Origin of the sequence: Streptomyces sp. NBC_01485, from assembly GCF_036227125.1 — a bacterium.
Taxonomy (GTDB): Bacteria; Actinomycetota; Actinomycetes; order Streptomycetales; family Streptomycetaceae; genus Streptomyces.
The window spans coordinates 2121735-2139525 of the sequence record NZ_CP109435.1; the positions used below are offsets into that span (position 1 = coordinate 2121735).

Consider the following 17791-nt stretch of genomic DNA (forward strand, 5'->3'; position numbering starts at 1 on the left):
GTGTTACCGGTCCCGCCGGTCGATTCGATTCCGGAGCCGTCGTAGCCACGTTTTCAGCTTGTACATGCGCCGAACGGGCCGGAGGGTTTTCCCTCCGGCCCGTTCGGGTTTTCCGTACCGCTGTCAGATGCTCCGGCGGGGCACCGGGGGAGCGAGGCCCGGCCGCTGCCTCGCTGTGCCGCTGTTCCCCCGTGAGTCTGCCCCCGGCTTGCCGTACGGCCGGTGGCCGTGGCTGATCGGACGGTGGCGGCTGCTCGGGCCTCGGCCGAAGAGAGATTCACACACCGCCCGACGGCTCGAAGAGCTTCAGGCGACACGAACCGGATCACGAGCCACTAAATGGCATCCTGCTGTTCCAGCCATTTCGTCATCGCCTGGTTCGTTTCTTCCGGCTTCTCTTGCTGGATCCAATGACCGCAATCCAGATTGACCACTTCCACATGGGGCACGAACTCTGCCAGCTTTTCAGACCTCTGGACCACATCCCGGTCGCCGTAGATCATGAGTGTGGGCTGCTGGATGATCGGGTCCACGTCCGCCAGCAAGCGCCAGTTGCGGTCAAGGTTCCTGTACCAATTCACACTGCCCGTGAACCCTGTCGATTCGAAGGCGGAGACGAAAACGGCCAGTTCGCTGTCGCTCATGACGGGATCACCGAGTGGCGTTTTCGCTCTGGCGAGATCGATCAGCGCCATACCCGGCTGAGGCTCCCTGGGGGGCTCGTTCTTCCGGTACATGTTGCGAAGGAACTGGAAGGTGTTCTCTTCGAACACGGCGTCCGCGACGCCTGGCTGCCGATTGAAGTGGACGAAATAGAAGTCGCCGCCAAGCACATCTTCCATGAACTCGATCCAGGGCTTTTCTCCGCGCTCCTGGTAAGGCAAGCTCAAGTTGATCACTTTGTTTACACGGTTCGGATGCAGCAGGGTCAGTCCCCAGACGACCATTGCACCCCAGTCATGACCGACAAAGGTGGCATCTTCGTATCCGTAGTGATCGAGAAGTGCGACGAGATCACCCGACAGGTGTTCAATGTCGTAGTCCGTTACTTCGGTCGGACGGGATGAGTTCCCATAACCCCGCTGGTTCGGGACGATGACATGGTAGCCCGCTGCGGCGAGGGCGGGCATCTGATGGCGCCAGGAAAAGGCGTGCTCCGGCCAGCCATGACAGAGCACGATGGGCTTTCCGGCATTCTGCCGGCCTGCTTCAAAGACTTCAAGCTCCACACCGTTGACCGAAATAAGGGTGGGCTTGGGAAAATCGGCTGGATCGAACATTGCATTTCCTCTCTTTCTTTTCGGGGTGATCAGGCTCAGGCGACGAAGGTTCCCGAAGACAGCGTCGGCGCACCCCCGACGGGCCGGGGCCGATACGGCCGTGGGCAGTGGGACCCGCCGGTGAGGCCATGTCGCCATCCTGCCGACCGAAACCGGTCACCCCATGACCGGTTTTTGTGGAAGTGTCGTCGGCATGCGAACCGACCGGCTGGTGGCCGTCCTCCTCCTGCTGCAACGGCGCGAGCAGGTGACAGCAGCAGAGGTCGCCCGAGAGCTGGAGGTCTCCGAGCGCACCGCCCGCCGCGACCTCGACGCCCTGGCCATGGCCGGGGTGCCCGTGTACTCCCTGCAGGGCCGAAGCGGCGGCTGGCGCCTCGTGGGCGGCGCCCGCACCGACCTGTCCGGGCTGACCGCCGGCGAGGCCCGCGCCCTGTTCCTGGTCGCCGGCCCGGCCTCGGCCGCGGCACCGGCCGTGAAAGCAGCACTGCGCAAGCTCGTCCATGCCCTGCCGGAACCCTTCCGGGTCCAGGCCGAGGCAGCAGCGTCGTCGCTGGTCACGGACCCGCAACGATGGGGGTCGAGCCGGATCGAGCACCGACCGCCCCGCTTCCTCGACGAACTCCAGGACGCGGTGATCCGCGGCGTCCAGGTACGGCTCGGCTACATCGACCGCAAAGGCACCGAAACCGAGAGAACCGTCCACCCCCTGGGCATCGTCGCCAAAGGCCCGTCGTGGTACCTCGTCTCCAACACCGAGGCGGGCCGGCGGACCTTCCGGATCGACCGCGTGTCGTCCGCCGACCCGACCGACGATCCCGTGCACCGACCCGAGGACTTCGACCTTGCCGAGAGCTGGCACGAGATCGCCGACGAGGTCGACCGCAAGCGAACGCCCCTCGAAATCCAGGCGGTATGCGCGCCCCACGGGATAGGCCTGCTCCGGATGGCGCTCGGCGGTCGGCTCGAGGTGGGAGGTTCCACGACCGACGGCCGCATCGAGGTCGTGATCCGCGGCCACAACGAGTACATGCTCGCCGGCGAGCTTGCCGGGCTGGTCGAATGGCTCGAGGTGACTGGCCCTCCGGGTGTGCGAGACCACCTGGCCTCGATCGGCAACGCGCTCGTCGAGCGATACGGCTGAGACCGTCCCATAGTGTCGAAGTGCGGATCTTGGAGGCGTCCTCGCGGAAAGCGGTGTCCCGGACGAAGTGGAGCCTGTTTTCGATCACCCAGCGCGCCCTCGAGATCGTCGCGATGCGTTCCGGGGACGCCTGCCGACTGGTCATCCCGGTGCCGGTCAGCGCGGCCGGCAGATGGGCGGCCGGGGTGGTTCCGAGGCGCGAGCCGCGGGCGCTCTTGCCGTCGACCGCGAGGGTGTCGGCACCGGCTGGGTCGTGTCCGAGGAGGTCGGCCAGGCCCCCGGGGCAGGTGTTCTTGATGACCCGCCGGATCGTCGCGCCGCTGGGCGGGATGCACACGGCCAGGGCGGTTGCGGTACGGGCACCGAGCCGGGCCAGAACGTCCTGCGGGGCGTCGGCGGCCCGCTCAGCGATCGCCACGTAACTCCTCGCCCGGCTCACCACAGCGGAGCAGGCGATCAGCAGCACTGCCACGAAGGGGTGAGCTTCCCGCGCCGGCACCGCGGGTCGGCCGGCGTGGCCAGCCGCTCGGCCAGCGCACCCGTCGCGCGGTGCTGACGGGTGGGCGACGTGCCCGGACAGACGGTGGCAGACTGACGGCACATCGAAGCTCCGTTGGGCGCGGGCGACTTGGGAAGGTCACCTCCGCAACGAGCTTCGTTGCGTCGTCAGCCGCATCGAGCGAGCAGTAACCGTGCGCGAGTGGATGGAACGGATGGGTGCCGAAGCAGGTTCGTGACACCCCTGGGCGGCAGTGCAGCCTGCTGGACAGGCTGAGGAAATGACACCGATCTGAGACAGCCGTCGGCCGAAACGTTGTGAGACTGACGAGGAACCCGCAGGTCACAGCGTCGGCGCATGACACCGAAAGTGAGAACCTACACCCATGTAGGGTCTCGCGGCTGATGTCGTAGTCTCACGGGCCGTGTCGTACCGATGTCGTATACGACATCACCGTGAGACTCGCGCGTGGGTGCTGCTGCTCAGCGCCTCGTCTCGTACCTGGTCAGGACCACGCCGCCGGGAAGCGTCCGCGTCTCCACCAGGTTCAGGTTCACCCAGCTGTCCAGCGCGGTGAAGAACGGCGTGCCGCTGCCCACCAGGACCGGATGGGCGGCGATCGCGTACTCGTCGATCAGCCCGGCGCGCATGGCCGACCCGGCGAGCGTTGCGCCGCCGATGTTCATTGGGCCGCCGTCCTCGGCCTTGAGCCGGGTGATCTCGGCGATCGCGTCGCCGGTGACCAGGCGGGTGTTCCAGTCGACCTTGTCGATCGTCGAGGAGAACACCACCTTCGGCGTGTCCCGCCAGTTCCGCGCGAACTCGATCTCCGCCGGGGTGGCGCCCGGCTGCTGGTCGCCGGTTGGCCAGTAGGAGCTCATCGTCTCCCACAGCTTGCGCCCGTACAGCGACAGGCCACTCGCCTGCTCGTGGTCGAGCCACCACTGGAACAGCTCGTCGCTCGGCGGTCCGCTCCAGCCGATGTCGTCGCCGGCCGCGGCGATGTAGCCGTCCAGGGTCAGGTTCATGCCGTAGATCAGTTTCCGCATGGCGCAGCCTTCCGTCCGTGGGTGTCCGGCGTATAGACCAGCGCGGCGCGGGAAACTCATCGGTGCGCGATCTGGGCTCGCCGGCAGTCCTCGTGCTCGGGGCTCAGCGTGGTGTACTCGGCCGACTCGGGCAAGCCGCCTGATCTCGACCTCGCCCTCGCGAGGAAATGCCACGGATTTGAGACTGATCACGGGTGACAAGGCCGTGAGGCAGCCAAGAACGCCCAGGTCACGCAAGATCGACATGTCACGAGCGGCGAGACCCTACATGGGCCCCTGATAGCGGCTACCAGGAGACGAAGTCATACGACACCGACGTCCGCGTAGATCTGGGCACGGTTCGTGAGGCTCAGCTTCCCCGAAACGGCCGGTGATCGATGTCAGTCCCCCGTGCCATCCTCCCCCCATGACCACCAACACACCCCAGCCCCTCCCCGACGGCCGACCCGTCCCCCTCATGACCGGTGATGAACTCCCCATGCTGGAGAGCTGGTTGGAGTTTCATCGGGGGACGCTTGTGTTGAAGTGTGCGGGGCTGGATGACGAGCAGGTGCGGCAAGTCGCCGCCGAGCCGTCCGCGTTGACGTTGCTCGGGCTGGTACAGCATCTCGCCGAAGTCGAACGGAACTGGTTCCAGCGGGCGTTCGCCGGGCTGGACGTGCCGCCGGTGTTCGAGGAGGAGACCGGGTACGTGCTCGACGCCGGGCGGGGGCTCGACGAGGCGCTGGCCGTGTGGCGGCGGGAGATCGCGCGGGGGCGGGAGTTGATCGCCGGGCGGTCACTGGAGGACACCGGGCGGATCGTCGACGGGCCGATGGCCGGCCTCGAGGTCAGTCTGCGCTGGGTGCTCATCCACATGATCGAGGAGTACGCCCGGCACAACGGTCACGCGGACATCCTCCGGGAGCGCATCGACGGGGCGACCGGATTCTGATTCCAGTTCTGAATTCGCGGCGATTCCGGGAATTCTCTCCAGGAGAGCCTTCCCTGTTCTCCTGCCCGGATTCCCTGCGGCTAAACGCAGGGAATTTCCGGCCGGTTACGAGTCCGTGACGCATTGCACAAGTGGTGCGGTATGTACCTTTCATGGGGTGCAAAGATGTGCAAATAGGGCTCCTGTCCCTGTGGCATCACGGAATCACCACGGCCTCTCCATGCGTTATTGAATTTCCCTGGGTAAGTTCAATCCGCATGACTGCCGCACAAGCAGACCTACGTATCGACCGCCCGTCGGTGGAAGACGGGACCGTACTCTGGCGTATCGCCAAGGAATCCGGAACGCTCGATCTGAACTCCTCCTACAGCTATCTGCTGTGGTGTCGCGACTTCGCCGGCACCTCGGCCGTGGTGCGGGCGGAGGGCGAGGCCGGCGGCGAGCCGGTCGGGTTCGTCACCGGGTATGTACGGCCGGAGGACCCGCACACCCTGCTGGTCTGGCAGGTGGCCGTAGACGCCGCGTACCGCGGTCGCGGACTCGCCGCCGCGCTGCTCGACGGGCTGACCGCGCGGCTCACCGCCGAACGCCCGCTCAGCCCGATCACCACCGTCGAGACCACGATCACGCCCGGCAACACCGCCTCCGAGCGGCTTTTCACGTCGTACGCCGAGCGGCACGGGGCTGCCGTCAGCCGCGAGGTGCTGTTCGGGGCCGGGCTGTTCCCCGACGGCCCGCACGACCCCGAAGTGCTGTACCGCATGGGCCCGTTGACCACACCTTCGCAGTAAGGAGCGATTCCCGTGAGCATCACCCAGCCCGACCTCAGCGTGTTCGAGACCCTCGAGTCCGAGGTGCGCAGCTACTGCCGTGGCTGGCCCGTCGTCTTCGACCGGGCGCAGGGCAGCCGCATGTACGACGAGGACGGTCATCGGTACCTGGACTTCTTCGCCGGTGCCGGGTCTCTCAACTACGGCCACAACAACCCCGTACTGAAACGGGCGTTGATCGACTATCTGATGCGGGACGGCGTCACGCACGGGCTCGACATGTCCACCGTCGCCAAGCGGTCCTTCCTGCAGACCTTCCAGGATCTGGTGCTGCGCCCGCGTGACCTGCCCTACAAGGTGATGTTCCCGGGCCCGACCGGCACCAACGCCGTGGAGTCCGCGCTGAAGCTGGCGCGGAAGGTGAAGGGGCGCGAGGCCATCGTGTCGTTCACCAACGCCTTCCACGGGATGTCGCTCGGATCGCTGGCCGTCACGGGCAACGCCTTCAAGCGGGCCGGCGCCGGGATCCCGCTGGTGCACGGCACGCCCATGCCGTTCGACAACTACTTCGACGGACGGATCCCCGACTTCCTGTGGTTCGAGCGGCTGCTCGAGGACCAGGGGTCCGGGCTCAACAAACCCGCGGCCGTGATCGTCGAGACCGTGCAGGGCGAGGGCGGCATCAACGTCGCGCGTCCGGAGTGGCTGCGGGCGCTGAAGGAGCTGTGCGAACGGCAGGACATGCTGCTGATCGTCGACGACATCCAGATGGGATGCGGGCGCACCGGGGCCTTCTTCTCCTTCGAGGAGGCCGGGATCGTCCCGGACATCGTCACCGTGTCCAAGTCCATCAGCGGCTACGGACTGCCCATGTCGCTCTGCCTGCTCCGGCCCGAGCTCGACGTGTGGGAGCCGGGCGAGCACAACGGCACCTTCCGCGGCAACAATCCGGCGTTCGTCACCGCCACCGCCGCCCTCGAGACGTACTGGGCCGACGGGTCCGCCATGGAGAAGCAGACCCGGGCGCGCGGCGAGCAGATCGAGCAGGCGCTCATCTCGATCACCGAGGAGAACCTCGCCGACGTCAAGGAGTACCGGGGCCGCGGACTCGTGTGGGGTCTGGAGTTCCACGAGAAGGCGCGGGCCGAGCGGGTCGCGCGGCGCGCCTTCGAGCTCGGGCTGCTGATCGAGACGTCCGGCCCGGAGAGCGAGGTCGTCAAGCTGCTGCCGGCCCTGACCATCACCCCGGAGGAGCTGGACGAGGGCCTCAGCGTCGTCGCCCGCGCCGTACGGGAAACCGTCTGACCACCATCGATCCGACACCTGACCACCCCTGTCGAGGAGGCATCGCACCCCGTGATCGTCCGTTCGTTCAAGGACATCGAAGGCACTGACCGGCATGTGCGGGCGGCGTCCGGCACCTGGGAGAGCAAGCGCATCGTGCTCGCCCGGGAACGGGTCGGGTTCTCGCTGCACGAGACGATTCTGTACGCGGGTACCGAGACGTCGATGTGGTACGCGAACCACGTCGAGGCCGTCGTCTGCGTCGAGGGCGAGGCCGAGCTGACCGACCACGAGACCGGGCGCGCGCACCGCGTCACGCCCGGGACCATGTACCTCCTCGACGGGCACGAGCGGCACACGTTGCGCGTCAAGGAGGACTTCCGCTGTCTCTGCGTGTTCAACCCGCCCGTGACCGGACGGGAGGACCATGACGACAACGGCGTCTACCCCCTGCTGACCGAGCCCGAGGAGGTGTGAGCGCCGTGACCACGCTCACCGATCTGTATCCCACCCGTGGCACCACCGAGGTGTCCGTCCCCCGCCAGGACCCCGTCGTCTGGGGCTCCCCCGACGCCGCCGGCCCGATCCCGACGGCCGGCCTCCAGACGTACGAGCGCGACGGCTTCCTCGGCGTCGACCAGTTGATCAGCGACGACGAGGCCACCGTCTGCCGGCGGGAGCTGGAGCGGCTCGTCGCCGACCCGGAGATCCGGGCGGACGAGCGGTCGATCGTCGAGCCACGGTCCAAGGAGATCCGGTCCGTCTTCGAGGTGCACAAGCTCAGTCCCGTGTTCGCCGCCCTGGTGCGCGACGAGCGGGTCGTCGGGCGGGCGCGGCAGATCCTCGGCTCGGACGTGTACGTCCACCAGTCTCGGATCAACGTCAAGCCGGGCTTCGGGGCCGGGGGCTTCTACTGGCACTCGGACTTCGAGACCTGGCACGCCGAGGACGGTCTGCCGAACATGCGGACGGTGTCCGTCTCGATCGCGCTGACCGAGAACTTCGACACCAACGGCGGGCTCATGATCATGCCGGGCTCGCACCGGACGTTCCTCGGCTGCGCCGGGGCCACCCCCGAGGACAACTACAAGAAGTCGTTGCAGATGCAGGACGCGGGCACGCCGTCCGACGAGGCGCTGACCTCGATGGCGGGCGACCACGGCATCAAGTTGTTCACCGGGAAGGCCGGTTCGGCGACCTGGTTCGACTGCAACTGCATGCACGGGTCCGGCGACAACATCACGCCGTTCCCGCGCAGCAATGTCTTCGTCGTGTTCAACAGCGTGGAGAACACGGCCGTGGAGCCGTTCGCGGCTCCGATCCGGCGGCCGGAGTTCATCGGGGCGAGGGACTTCACCCCGGTGCGGTGAATTCCCCACCCGGTGTGGGAGTTCAGCCCGACAGCGCGTCCAGCAGGTGGTCGACGTCGGCTGGTGTGTTGAACAGGTGGAAGGACGCGCGCAGGTTGCCCGCGCGTTCGGAGACCTGGATGCCGGCGGCGGCCAACTCGGGCTGACGGTGGGCCAGTCCGGGCACGGCGACGATCGCCGACCCGGGTGCGGGAACGGGTTCGTGGCCGAGGGTCGTGAGGCCCGCGCGGAAGCGGTCGGCGAGGGCGAGGTTGTGGGCGCGGATCGCCGACACGCCGAGTTCCTCGATCAGTTCGAGGGAGCGGCGCAGTCCGGCGTGGGTGAACAGGACGGGCGACAGGTCGAACCGCCGTGCCGAGTGGGCGAGTTCGGCGACCGGGCCGTAACAGCTCGCCTCGGGCTCCTCGCCCGCGACCCACCCCGCGAGGATCGGTGACAGTCCGCCGAAGTCCTCCGGGACGACGAGGAAGGCCGCGCCGTTCGGTCCGAGCAGCCACTTGTAGGAGACGGCGGCGGAGAAGTCGTGGGCGTCGGCGTCCGTCGGCAGCCAGCCGGCGGACTGCGAGAAGTCGACGTAGGTGCGCGCCCCGTGCGTGCGGGCCGCCTCGCGCAGGGCGGGCAGGTCGGCGATCCGGCCGTCGGCGGACTGGGCGGCGCTGACCGCGACCAGCGCCGTGCCGGGGCGGACGGAGTCGGCGATCCGCTCCAGCGGGACCTCGCGCACCTTGAGGTCGCCGCGGACGTGGAACGGGTTCAGCACGGAGGTGAAGTCGCCCTCGGCGGTGAGGACTTCGGCGCCCGCGGGAAGCGAGGCGGCGATCAGGCCGGTGTGCGCGGCGACCGACGCGCCCAGCGCCACCCGGCCCACCGGGACGCCGGCCAGCCGTGCGTACGCGGCCCGGCACGCCTCCACGTCCTCGTGCAGCGGAGTCAACGGCCTGCCCTCGGCCCGCAGCAGCGCCGCCTCATGCAGGGCGGCGACGGTGCGGGCGGGGAGGAGGCCGTTGCTCGCGGTGTTGAGATAGGTGGTCTTCGGGGCGAACTCGGCACGGACGAGGCTCTCGAAAGTCTCCGTAGTCTCCATGGGTTCCACTCTGCGGCCGCCAGAACTCATAGTCCATTGCGGCTTTCTACGTGGTTCCACCAAGCCACGCTTATGGATCGGCCCCGACCTGCGGTTTTCAGCCCTGCGGCACCGCGCACCCGTCGGGTCCGCAGACCTCCGCGCCGTCGCCACCGTCGCCGCCGCCGACCAGCTTCAGCGGGGAGCGGTCGCCCCAGGCCTGGGTCAGGGCCTGGGTGAAGACCTCGGCGGGCTGCGCGCCGGAGACGCCGACGGCGCGGTCCAGGACGAAGAACGGCACGCCGTTCGCGCCGAGTTGGGCGGCCTCGCGCTCGTCGGCGCGGACCTCGTCGGCGTAGGCGGCCGGGTCGGCGAGGACCGTGCGGGCGGCGTCCGCGTCGAGGCCCGCCTCGACGGCCAGGTCGACGAGCCGCTCGTCGCCCTCGGAGAAGACGGACCGCTCCTCGGCGAAGTTCGCCCGGTAGAGGATCTGGATCAGCTCGTCCTGCCGGCCGTGCTCCTTGGCGAAGTGCAGCAGGCGGTGCATGTCGAAGGTGCTGCCGTGGTCGCGGTCGCGGGTGCGGTAGGCGAGGCCCTCGGCGGCGGCCTGGGCACCGAGGTTCTCCTCGCCGGCCTGCGCCTGCGCCGCGCTCATGCCGTACTTCTTGCCGAGCATGGCCAGCACGGGCTGGATGTCACCCTTGGCGCGGCCGGGGTCCAGCTCGAAGGAGCGGTGCACCACCTCGACCTGGTCGCGGTGCGGGAAGGCCTCGAGCGCCTTCTCGAAGCGGGCCTTGCCCACGTAGCACCAGGGGCAGGCGATGTCGCTCCAGATCTCGACGCGCATGTCTCGGCTCTCTCCAGGTCGTACGGGTACGGAGACTCCCTCCGCCTGGTGTGTGAACGTTCAAGCGGCCGGTTTCATTCCCCGCCCGTCAGGTTTCGGCTCGTTCACTCCCCGCTCACCGGGAAACACAGGAAGAGATGGTGATCATCCTCGGCGGGCGGGTTCCGCGGGTCAGGAAACCAGCCCTGACGTGCGTAGAAGGCCTGGGCGCGCCGGTTGTCGACGTGCACGTCGAGCACGGCCGTGCGCCGGCCGTCCGCCCGCCACTGCTCGACACAGGCCGTGTGCAGGGCCGTACCGATGCCGCCGCGCCAGTGGCCGGGGTCGACGTGGAACTGGAACAGCTTGACGGTGTCGGCGGCCGAGCCCTCCGGCGTACGGAACGAGGCGAGGCCGACGATCCGCCCCTGCTCGACGACGCAGAGCACCTGGCCGTCGGGCCGCTCGATGGCCGTGCGCCAGTTCGCGAGCCAGTCGGTGCCGTCCTGCGGGACCCCGTCCGGGTAGTAGGTCGCCCGGGCGCGCGCGTGCAGCGCGGCGACCGCCTCCGCCTCGGCGGGCACGGCGGTACGGATCACCCGGTTTCCGGTCAGGCGCTCTTCGATCATGCACGGCAGGACGCGTCGGGCCGTCACGCCGGTTCCCGCCGGCCGGACCGCGCCCGCCTGCTCAGCTTCCGTCTCTCAGGTCGTCCGGCCACTCGGTCCTGAACTCGAGGTGGTCGTACGTCACGACGCACCCTTCTCCCATCGGCGACTGCGTCATGAAGCCGATGAGGGCCGCGCCGGTCTCCTTCTCCTCGCCGAGCGTGAACAGCCGGACGAAGGTCCAGCGCTTGCCGTCCCGGGAGGCGTGGAAGGCGAAGGCACGACCGGTGCGGCTCACCCGCAGCCAGACCGAACTGCCCTCCACGGTGAAGGAGTTGGCGTCGTCGGAGTGTCCCCGGGTGACCACCGTGCAGACGGTCGCCACGTCCGGGGAGTACTCCAGGCACAGCTTGGCCCAGGCCCGTTCACCGACATGGACGTACAACGCCCCCGCATCGAAGGCCCAGTTGAACCCCACGGTGACGCGCGCGATGAGCTGGAAGTCCCCTTCGGGCGCCCCCAGCAGCCGGGGCGCGTCGGCGGCGGGGTCCAGCGCCTCCCCCGTGGGCGGCACGAACCGGTCCTGCCGGGGCCCGGCCCAACCGGTCAACACCCCGTCCTCATGCGACCAGTGCCCGGAGGGCCCATAGGTACGGAGGGGAAAAGGCAGTTCGGGAAGCGAGACGTCCATAACCCGATTATCGCGGGTGAGCGCATCCCCCCGGGGGCGCGGGGAACTGCGCGACAAGCCACGACGGACCCGCACCCGCAACAAACCCGCACCCAAGCGGAGCGCTACCGCTCCAGACGCCCGTTGAACCGACGCGGAAGCCCCAGCTCGTTCTCGTCCCGGAGCTCCACAGGCAGCAGCGCAGCAGGAGCATTCTGGTAGGCGACCGGCCGCAGCCACCGCTCGATCGCCGTACCGCCCACAGAAGTAGACGTGGACGTCGTCGCCGGGTACGGACCACCGTGATGCTGAGCCGGCGCGACGGCGACACCAGTCGGCCATCCATTCACCAGCACGCGCCCCGCGAGCGGAGTCAGCTCGGCGAGGATCTCCGCACCGCGCCCCTCGCCGGAGGCCTCCCCGTCGGACAGCTGGACCGTCGCCGTCAGGTTGCCCGGCAGCCGCGACAGAACCGCCTTGACCTCGCCCTCGTCCTCGTAGCGGGCCACGACGGTGACCGGCCCGAAGCACTCCTCCAGCAGCAGGTCATGCGCCCCCTCGGCGGCGAGCCGGGCCGCGGGCACGGTCAGGAACCCCGCGCTGACGGTGTGCTCCCCGCCCGCGCCGGGCGTCACCGGCGACTCCACGTCGGCCAGCTCCGCACGCTCGGCGACCCCGGCGATGAAGTTGTCCCGCATCCGGTGGTCGAGCAGCACGCCCGCGTCGGTGTCGCTCACCGCGTCGGTCAGCGACTTGACCAGACCGTCGCCGGCCGCGCCGGACGGCACCAGGACCAGCCCGGGCTTGACGCAGAACTGCCCGACGCCCATGGTCATGGACCCGGCGAGCCCGGCGCCGATCTCCTCGGCACGCTCGACGGCGGCGGCCTCCGTCACCACGACGGGGTTCAGCGAGCCCAGCTCCCCGTGGAAGGGGATCGGCACCGGCCGGGCCGCGGCCGCGTCGAACAGCGCCCGCCCGCCCCGGATGGAGCCGGTGAAACCGGCGGCGGTGACCAGCGGGTGCCTGATCAGCTCGACGCCGGCCTCGAAGCCGTGCACGAGCCCGAGTACGTCCTGCGGGATGCCGTGCTCGGCGGCGGCGTGCCGCAGCACCTTGGCGACCAGCTCGGACAGCGCCGGGTGGTCGGGGTGGGCCTTGACGACGACCGGGTTGCCGGCCGCGAGCGCGCTGGCGGTGTCGCCGCCCGCGACGGAGAAGGCGAAGGGGAAGTTGGACGCCGAGTACACGGCGACCACGCCGAGCGGCACCTTGTAGCGGCGCAGGTCGGGGATGGGCGGGGTGGCGGCGCCGTCGGGGTGGTTGATGACGACGTCGAGGAAGGCGCCCTCGTCGACGATGTCGGCGAACGAGCGCAGTTGGTAGCAGGTGCGGGCGAGCTCGCCGTTCAGCCGGACCGGGCCGAGCGCGGTCTCCGCGTCGGCCACCTCGACCAGCGTGTCCTTGGCCGCCTGGAGCCGGTCGGCGGCGGAGCGCAGGAACGCGGCGCGGACGGTGCGGTCGGCGAGGGAGCCGCGGGCGGCGTGCCCGGCACGGACGACGGTGTCGACCTCCTCGGCCGTGGCCTCCACCGCGACCTGTTCCCGCTGCTTCCCGTTACGGGGGTCGACACTCCAGACTGGTGCTGCTGCCACCGCGGGTCCCTTCACATGCTCTGCATCAGCCTTGTTCGATATGCTGAACGCTGTCTCGGATGGTGAATATGCTGTCGAGACTATAACTTCAGCTTCTCGTCGAACGAAGGGGTCAAAGGCGATGGCGGCTGGCGAAACGGGGGGCGGGGCTCAGGTCAAGTCCGCGGTGCGGACGGTTGAGCTGCTGGAGTACTTCGCCGGACGCCCCGGTATGCATTCCCTCGCGGCGGTCCAGGAGGCCGTCGGGTATCCCAAGTCGAGCCTCTACATGCTGCTGCGCACGCTGGTGGAGCTGGGCTGGGTGGAGACGGACGCGACGGGCACGCGGTACGGCATCGGCGTACGGGCGCTGCTCGTCGGCACCTCCTACATCGACGGCGACGAGGTCGTCGCGGCGGCCAGACCGACCCTGGACCGGCTCTCGGACGACACCACCGAGACCATCCACCTGGCGCGGCTCGACGGCACGAACGTCGTCTACCTCGCCACCCGCCAGTCCCAGCACTACCTGCGCCCCTTCACCCGGGTCGGCCGGCGGCTGCCCGCCCACTCCACCTCCCTCGGCAAGGCGCTGCTGAGCACCTACCCCGACGAGCAGGTCCGCAAGATGCTCCCGGAGACGCTCCCGGCGCTGACCGAGCACACGATCACGGACCGCGAGAAGCTCATAGAGGAGCTGCGCCAGGTCCGCGAGCAGGGTTTCGCGGTGGACCGCGAGGAGAACACGCTGGGCCTGCGCTGCTTCGGCGTGGCGATCCCGTACCGCACGCCGGCCCGGGACGCGATCAGTTGCTCGGTGCCGGTGGCGAGGCTGACGCCCGCGCACGAGCAGATGGTGAAGGACGCGCTGTTCGACGCGCGCGACCGGCTGACCCTGGCGACCCGGAGGCTCTGAACGATGCAGGTCGTACTCCGCGCGGTACACGACAGCGACGTGCCGGTGTTCTACCGGCAGCTCAACGACCCGGAGGCCCTGTGGATGGCAGCGTTCACCCCTGAGGAGCCGGCCGACCGGGACGTCTTCGAGGCCCGCTGGAAGCGGATCCGGGCCTCGGCCGACGTGGTCGTACGGACCGTCCTGGCCGACGGGGACGTGATCGGCCACGCGTCCGTGTACGGGGAGCCGGGCGAGCGCGAGGTGACGTACTGGGTGGACCGCGCCTACTGGGGGCGCGGCGTGGCGACGGCCGCGCTGCGCGCGCTGCTGGCGGAGGTCGGGGAACGCCCGCTGTTCGCCCGGACCTCGGCGGACAACGCCGGCTCGCTGCGGGTCCTCCACAAGTGCGGCTTCCGGACGACCGCGCGGGCCACGGGGTACGCCCCCGCGCGCGGGGAGGACGTCGAGGAGCTCGTCCTGCGACTGGAGCCCTGAATCCGAACCGGCCCCGGACGGGCGGGCGTCAGATGAACAGACGATGAGAAATCCGGGCGGATGGGAACGATCGATCGCTTCCCGTTCGTCTTTCTGACGCAATGAACAAGACGATCAGGCGCGCCTCGGTCTTCGCGCTGCTGCTCGTGTTCGCCCTGCTGCTCCGGGCGACGTGGGTGCAGTTCTACGAGGGCCAGGCACTCGCAGACGACAAGGGCAACCGGCGCAACGCGATTCTGACGTACGCGGAGCCGCTCGGGAACATCATCGTGGCCGGAAAGGCGATCACCGGCTCGGCCGTCACGTCGGACGGCGACCTCAGATACAAGCGCACGTACACCGACGGCGAGCTGTACGCGGCGGTGACGGGCTACGCCTCGCAGAGCTACGCCCCGACCCAGCTCGAGGGCATCTACGCGGACCTGCTCAACGGCACGGACATCCGTCTGAAGACGGCACTGGACACGGTCACCAACAAGCGGGCCGACCCGGGCGACGTGCTCACCACGATCGATCCGGACGTACAGAAGGCGGCGTACGACGCGCTCGGCGACAAGAAGGGCGCGGCCGTCGCGATCGATCCGACGACCGGCCAGATCCTCGCGGTCGTGTCGACGCCGTCGTACGACCCGTCGTCGCTGACCGACGCCAACACCGCCCAGGCGGCCTGGACGAAGCTGAACGCGGACTCCGACAAGCCGCTCACCAACCGGGCGCTGCGCCAGCCGCTGGCACCGGGCTCCACGTTCAAACTGGTCGTGGCGGCGGCAGCGCTGGAGGACGGGCTGTACGCGTCGGTGGACGAGAAGACCGACAGCGAGGACCCGTACACCCTGCCGGGCACGCGGACGGTCCTGAAGAACGAGAACACGTCCGCGCCCTGTGAGAACGCCACGATCCGGGTCGCGTTGCAGTACTCCTGCAACAACGTCTTCGCGCACATGGCCGTCCAGCTCGGGCAGGACAAACTGAGGGCGATGGCCGAGAAGTTCGGCTTCAACGATGAGAGCCAGGACGTGCCGGTGCGGGCGTACGCGAGCGTGTACCCGTCCGGCATGGACGCGTCGTCCACGGCCCTGACCGGCATCGGCCAGTTCGACGTGACCGCGACCCCGCTGCAGATGGCCATGGTGCCGGCCGCCATAGCCAACGGCGGCAAGCTGGTCTCGCCGCACATGGTCGCGCAGATCACCGACAGCGGCGGCGACGTACTCAAGGACTACGACGACGAGGCGTCGACCACGCGGATCGTCAGCTCCTCCACCGCCGAGCAGTTGCGGTCGGCGATGCAGACGGTCGTAGAGAAGGGCACGGGCACGAACGCGCTCATCGACGGCGTCACCGTCGGCGGCAAGACGGGCACGGCCCAGAACGGCGAGAACAACAGCAAGGCGCCGTACGCCTGGTTCACGTCCTACGGCAAGTCCGACTCGACCGGCAAGGAGGTCGCCGTGGCGGTCGTGGTCGAACAGTCGGACGCGGCCCGCTCCGAGGTCAGCGGCAACGGCCTGGCGGCCCCGGTAGCAAGGGCCATGATGAAAGCAGCGCTGACGTAACCCACCAAGGGACGCGAGGCCGCATCGATATGCGGCTCCGCCGCGCGAGCGCGACCAGCCACGACAAACCCGCAGCCGGTCGCGCAGCGCACCTCACTTCACGCCGAGCACCTGCTCGATCGGGTCGATGGCGAAGTACACGAGGAACAGCGCCGACGCCCCCCACAACAGCCAGTGCACGTCCTTCGCCTTGCCGAGCACCGTCTTGATGAGGACGTACGCGACGAAGCCCGCGCCGATGCCGTTGGTGATCGAGTAGGTGAAGGGCATCACGGCGATGGTGAGGAACGCCGGGATGGCGATCTCGTACTTGTCCCAGTCGATGCCCTTGACCTGGGTCATCATCAGGAAGCCGACGGCGACGAGGGCCGGGGCGGCCGCCTGGAGCGGGACGATGGTGAGGACCGGGGTCAGGAACAGGGCGAGGGCGAAGAGGCCGCCGGTGACCACGTTGGAGAAGCCGGTGCGCGAGCCCTCGCCGACGCCGGCCGCCGACTCGATGTAGGAGGTCGCGGAGGACGACGAGGCCGCGCCGCCCGCGACCGCCGCCGCGCCGTCGATGAGCAGCACGCGGCCCAGGTTGGGCACCTGCCCCTTGTCGTCCAGCAGTCCGGCCTCCGCGCTGATGCCGACGACCGTGCCCATGGTGTCGAAGAAGTCGGACAGGATGAGCGTGAAGATCAGCAGGACGACCGTGATGACGCCGGTCTGGCCGAAGGCGCCGAACAGACTGAAGTGACCGATCAGCCCGAAGTCCGGGGTGTCGACGATCTTGTCGGGCCAGGAGGGCGTGGTCAGGCCCCAGGACTTGATGTCTGCGGTCGAGTTGATGACGATCGCGAGCAGCGTCATGGTGACGATGCTGATCAGGATCGCGCCCTTGACCTTGCGGGCGAGGAGTCCGATGGTCAGCAGCACGCCCAGGCAGAACACGAGGATCGGCCAGCCGGAGAGGGTGCCGGTGCCGCCGAGCTGCACGGGCACGGTCGTGTTCGCGGCGTCGGGGATCCGGCTGACGAAGCCGGCGTCGACGAAGCCGATGAAGGCGATGAACAGGCCGATGCCGACGCTGATCGCCTGCTTGAGCGGCTGCGGGATGGCGTGCATGACGGCCTCGCGCAGACCGGTCACCACCAGGACGCAGATCAGCAGCCCTTCGAGGACGATGAGGCCCATCGCGTCGTCCCAGCTCATCAGCGGGGCGATCTGGAAGGCGACGACCGCGTTCAGGCCGAGGCCCGCGGCCAGCGCGAGGGGCAGGTTGCCGCCGACGCCCATGATGATCGTCATGACGGCGGCCACCAGGGCGGTGGCGGTGGTGAGTTGGACGGTGTCGAGCTGGTGCCCGAACTTGTCCTTGGCGCTGCCCAGGATGATCGGGTTCAGGACGAGGATGTAGGCCATGGTGAAGAACGTGGCGAAGCCGCCGCGTATCTCCCGGCCGAAGGTGGACCCCCGTTCGGAGATCTTGAAAAACCGGTCGACGGTTTCCACGTGCGCTGCTCCCTGCTGCCTGGATGATCGTGTGCGGATGCTGGCTGGATTGTTCCCGTGTTGAACCGTCTTCAGGTTTTCGCCGTGTTACGGAATCGGGTTCCGCTTTCGGTCGGCCCGCCACAGGATGTTCGAACCCCCGTACTAAACCAGGCGGCGAGCCACTGCTACGCTTCCCGATCTCGTCCCGGCCACCTCCTCGGGACATCCCCGTCGAATC

The 17791-nt window shown here is 68.8% G+C and carries 17 protein-coding genes; 9 read left to right on the top strand and 8 right to left on the bottom strand.

Annotation, left to right across the window (positions count from 1 at the left end; all coding sequences use genetic code 11):
- Positions 1 to 335: 335 nt before the first annotated feature.
- Positions 336 to 1280, bottom strand: a complete 945-nt coding sequence (locus OG352_RS09820) for an alpha/beta fold hydrolase (RefSeq protein WP_329216051.1) — start codon at positions 1278 to 1280, stop codon at positions 336 to 338.
- Positions 1281 to 1473: 193 nt separating this feature from the next.
- Here OG352_RS09820 and OG352_RS09825 point away from each other — a divergent pair, with 193 nt between their 5' ends.
- Positions 1474 to 2421, top strand: a complete 948-nt coding sequence (locus OG352_RS09825) for a helix-turn-helix transcriptional regulator (RefSeq protein WP_329216053.1) — start codon at positions 1474 to 1476, stop codon at positions 2419 to 2421.
- A 981-nt stretch (positions 2422 to 3402) separates the two neighbouring features.
- Here OG352_RS09825 and OG352_RS09830 read toward each other — a convergent pair.
- Positions 3403 to 3969, bottom strand: a complete 567-nt coding sequence (locus OG352_RS09830; RefSeq protein WP_329216055.1) for a dihydrofolate reductase family protein — start codon at positions 3967 to 3969, stop codon at positions 3403 to 3405.
- A gap of 406 nt (positions 3970 to 4375) precedes the next feature.
- On the opposite strand from OG352_RS09830, the gene OG352_RS09835 reads away from it, so the two are divergent.
- From OG352_RS09835 to thpD, 5 genes are all read left to right on the top strand, one after another.
- Entirely contained in the window at positions 4376 to 4903 is a 528-nt protein-coding gene (locus OG352_RS09835; protein ID WP_329216057.1) for a DinB family protein, read from the top strand.
- 257 nt (positions 4904 to 5160) lie between these two features.
- Positions 5161 to 5694, top strand: coding sequence for a diaminobutyrate acetyltransferase (gene ectA, locus OG352_RS09840; RefSeq protein ID WP_329216059.1), 534 nt, complete (start codon positions 5161 to 5163; stop codon positions 5692 to 5694).
- A 12-nt stretch (positions 5695 to 5706) separates the two neighbouring features.
- Positions 5707 to 6978, top strand: coding sequence for a diaminobutyrate--2-oxoglutarate transaminase (ectB, locus tag OG352_RS09845; RefSeq protein WP_329216061.1), 1272 nt, complete (start codon positions 5707 to 5709; stop codon positions 6976 to 6978).
- Between the two features lie 51 nt (positions 6979 to 7029).
- Positions 7030 to 7434 carry an ectoine synthase gene (locus OG352_RS09850; protein WP_329216063.1) on the top strand — a complete coding sequence of 135 codons (405 nt, stop codon included), beginning with the start codon at positions 7030 to 7032 and terminating at the stop codon, positions 7432 to 7434.
- Between the two features lie 5 nt (positions 7435 to 7439).
- Complete coding sequence (gene thpD, locus OG352_RS09855) at positions 7440 to 8327, top strand: ectoine hydroxylase (RefSeq protein ID WP_329216064.1); 888 nt, start codon at positions 7440 to 7442, stop codon at positions 8325 to 8327.
- A 22-nt stretch (positions 8328 to 8349) separates the two neighbouring features.
- On the opposite strand, the gene OG352_RS09860 is transcribed toward thpD, so the two are convergent.
- The 5 genes from OG352_RS09860 to OG352_RS09880 all read right to left on the bottom strand — a co-directional run bounded on the left by OG352_RS09860 (position 8350) and on the right by OG352_RS09880 (position 13149).
- Complete coding sequence (locus OG352_RS09860) at positions 8350 to 9411, bottom strand: aminotransferase class V-fold PLP-dependent enzyme (protein ID WP_329216066.1); 1062 nt, start codon at positions 9409 to 9411, stop codon at positions 8350 to 8352.
- A 97-nt stretch (positions 9412 to 9508) separates the two neighbouring features.
- Positions 9509 to 10237: a DsbA family oxidoreductase gene (locus OG352_RS09865; protein ID WP_329216068.1), complete on the bottom strand. Its 729-nt coding sequence runs from the start codon at positions 10235 to 10237 to the stop codon at positions 9509 to 9511.
- A 104-nt stretch (positions 10238 to 10341) separates the two neighbouring features.
- The gene (locus tag OG352_RS09870; RefSeq protein WP_329216069.1) at positions 10342 to 10845 is read right to left on the bottom strand and encodes a GNAT family N-acetyltransferase; all 504 of its coding nucleotides are present in this window, start codon (positions 10843 to 10845) and stop codon (positions 10342 to 10344) included.
- Positions 10846 to 10906: 61 nt separating this feature from the next.
- Positions 10907 to 11515 (bottom strand): DUF1349 domain-containing protein, encoded by a 609-nt coding sequence (locus tag OG352_RS09875; RefSeq protein ID WP_329216070.1) that lies wholly within the window; start codon positions 11513 to 11515, stop codon positions 10907 to 10909.
- Between the two features lie 104 nt (positions 11516 to 11619).
- A complete protein-coding gene (locus tag OG352_RS09880; RefSeq protein ID WP_329216072.1) occupies positions 11620 to 13149 on the bottom strand; it encodes an aldehyde dehydrogenase (NADP(+)) in 1530 nt (509 codons plus the stop codon).
- Positions 13150 to 13270: 121 nt separating this feature from the next.
- On the opposite strand from OG352_RS09880, the gene OG352_RS09885 reads away from it, so the two are divergent.
- The 3 genes from OG352_RS09885 to OG352_RS09895 all read left to right on the top strand — a co-directional run bounded on the left by OG352_RS09885 (position 13271) and on the right by OG352_RS09895 (position 16077).
- Complete coding sequence (locus OG352_RS09885) at positions 13271 to 14044, top strand: IclR family transcriptional regulator (RefSeq protein ID WP_329216073.1); 774 nt, start codon at positions 13271 to 13273, stop codon at positions 14042 to 14044.
- A 3-nt stretch (positions 14045 to 14047) separates the two neighbouring features.
- On the top strand, positions 14048 to 14521 hold the full coding sequence (locus OG352_RS09890) for a GNAT family N-acetyltransferase (protein ID WP_329216074.1): 474 nt from the start codon (positions 14048 to 14050) through the stop codon (positions 14519 to 14521).
- Between the two features lie 101 nt (positions 14522 to 14622).
- Positions 14623 to 16077: a peptidoglycan D,D-transpeptidase FtsI family protein gene (locus OG352_RS09895; RefSeq protein ID WP_329216075.1), complete on the top strand. Its 1455-nt coding sequence runs from the start codon at positions 14623 to 14625 to the stop codon at positions 16075 to 16077.
- 93 nt (positions 16078 to 16170) lie between these two features.
- Here the strand turns inward: OG352_RS09895 and OG352_RS09900 are convergent, their stop codons facing one another.
- Positions 16171 to 17571 carry an NCS2 family permease gene (locus OG352_RS09900; protein WP_329216077.1) on the bottom strand — a complete coding sequence of 467 codons (1401 nt, stop codon included), beginning with the start codon at positions 17569 to 17571 and terminating at the stop codon, positions 16171 to 16173.
- Between the last annotated feature and the right edge of the window lie 220 nt (positions 17572 to 17791).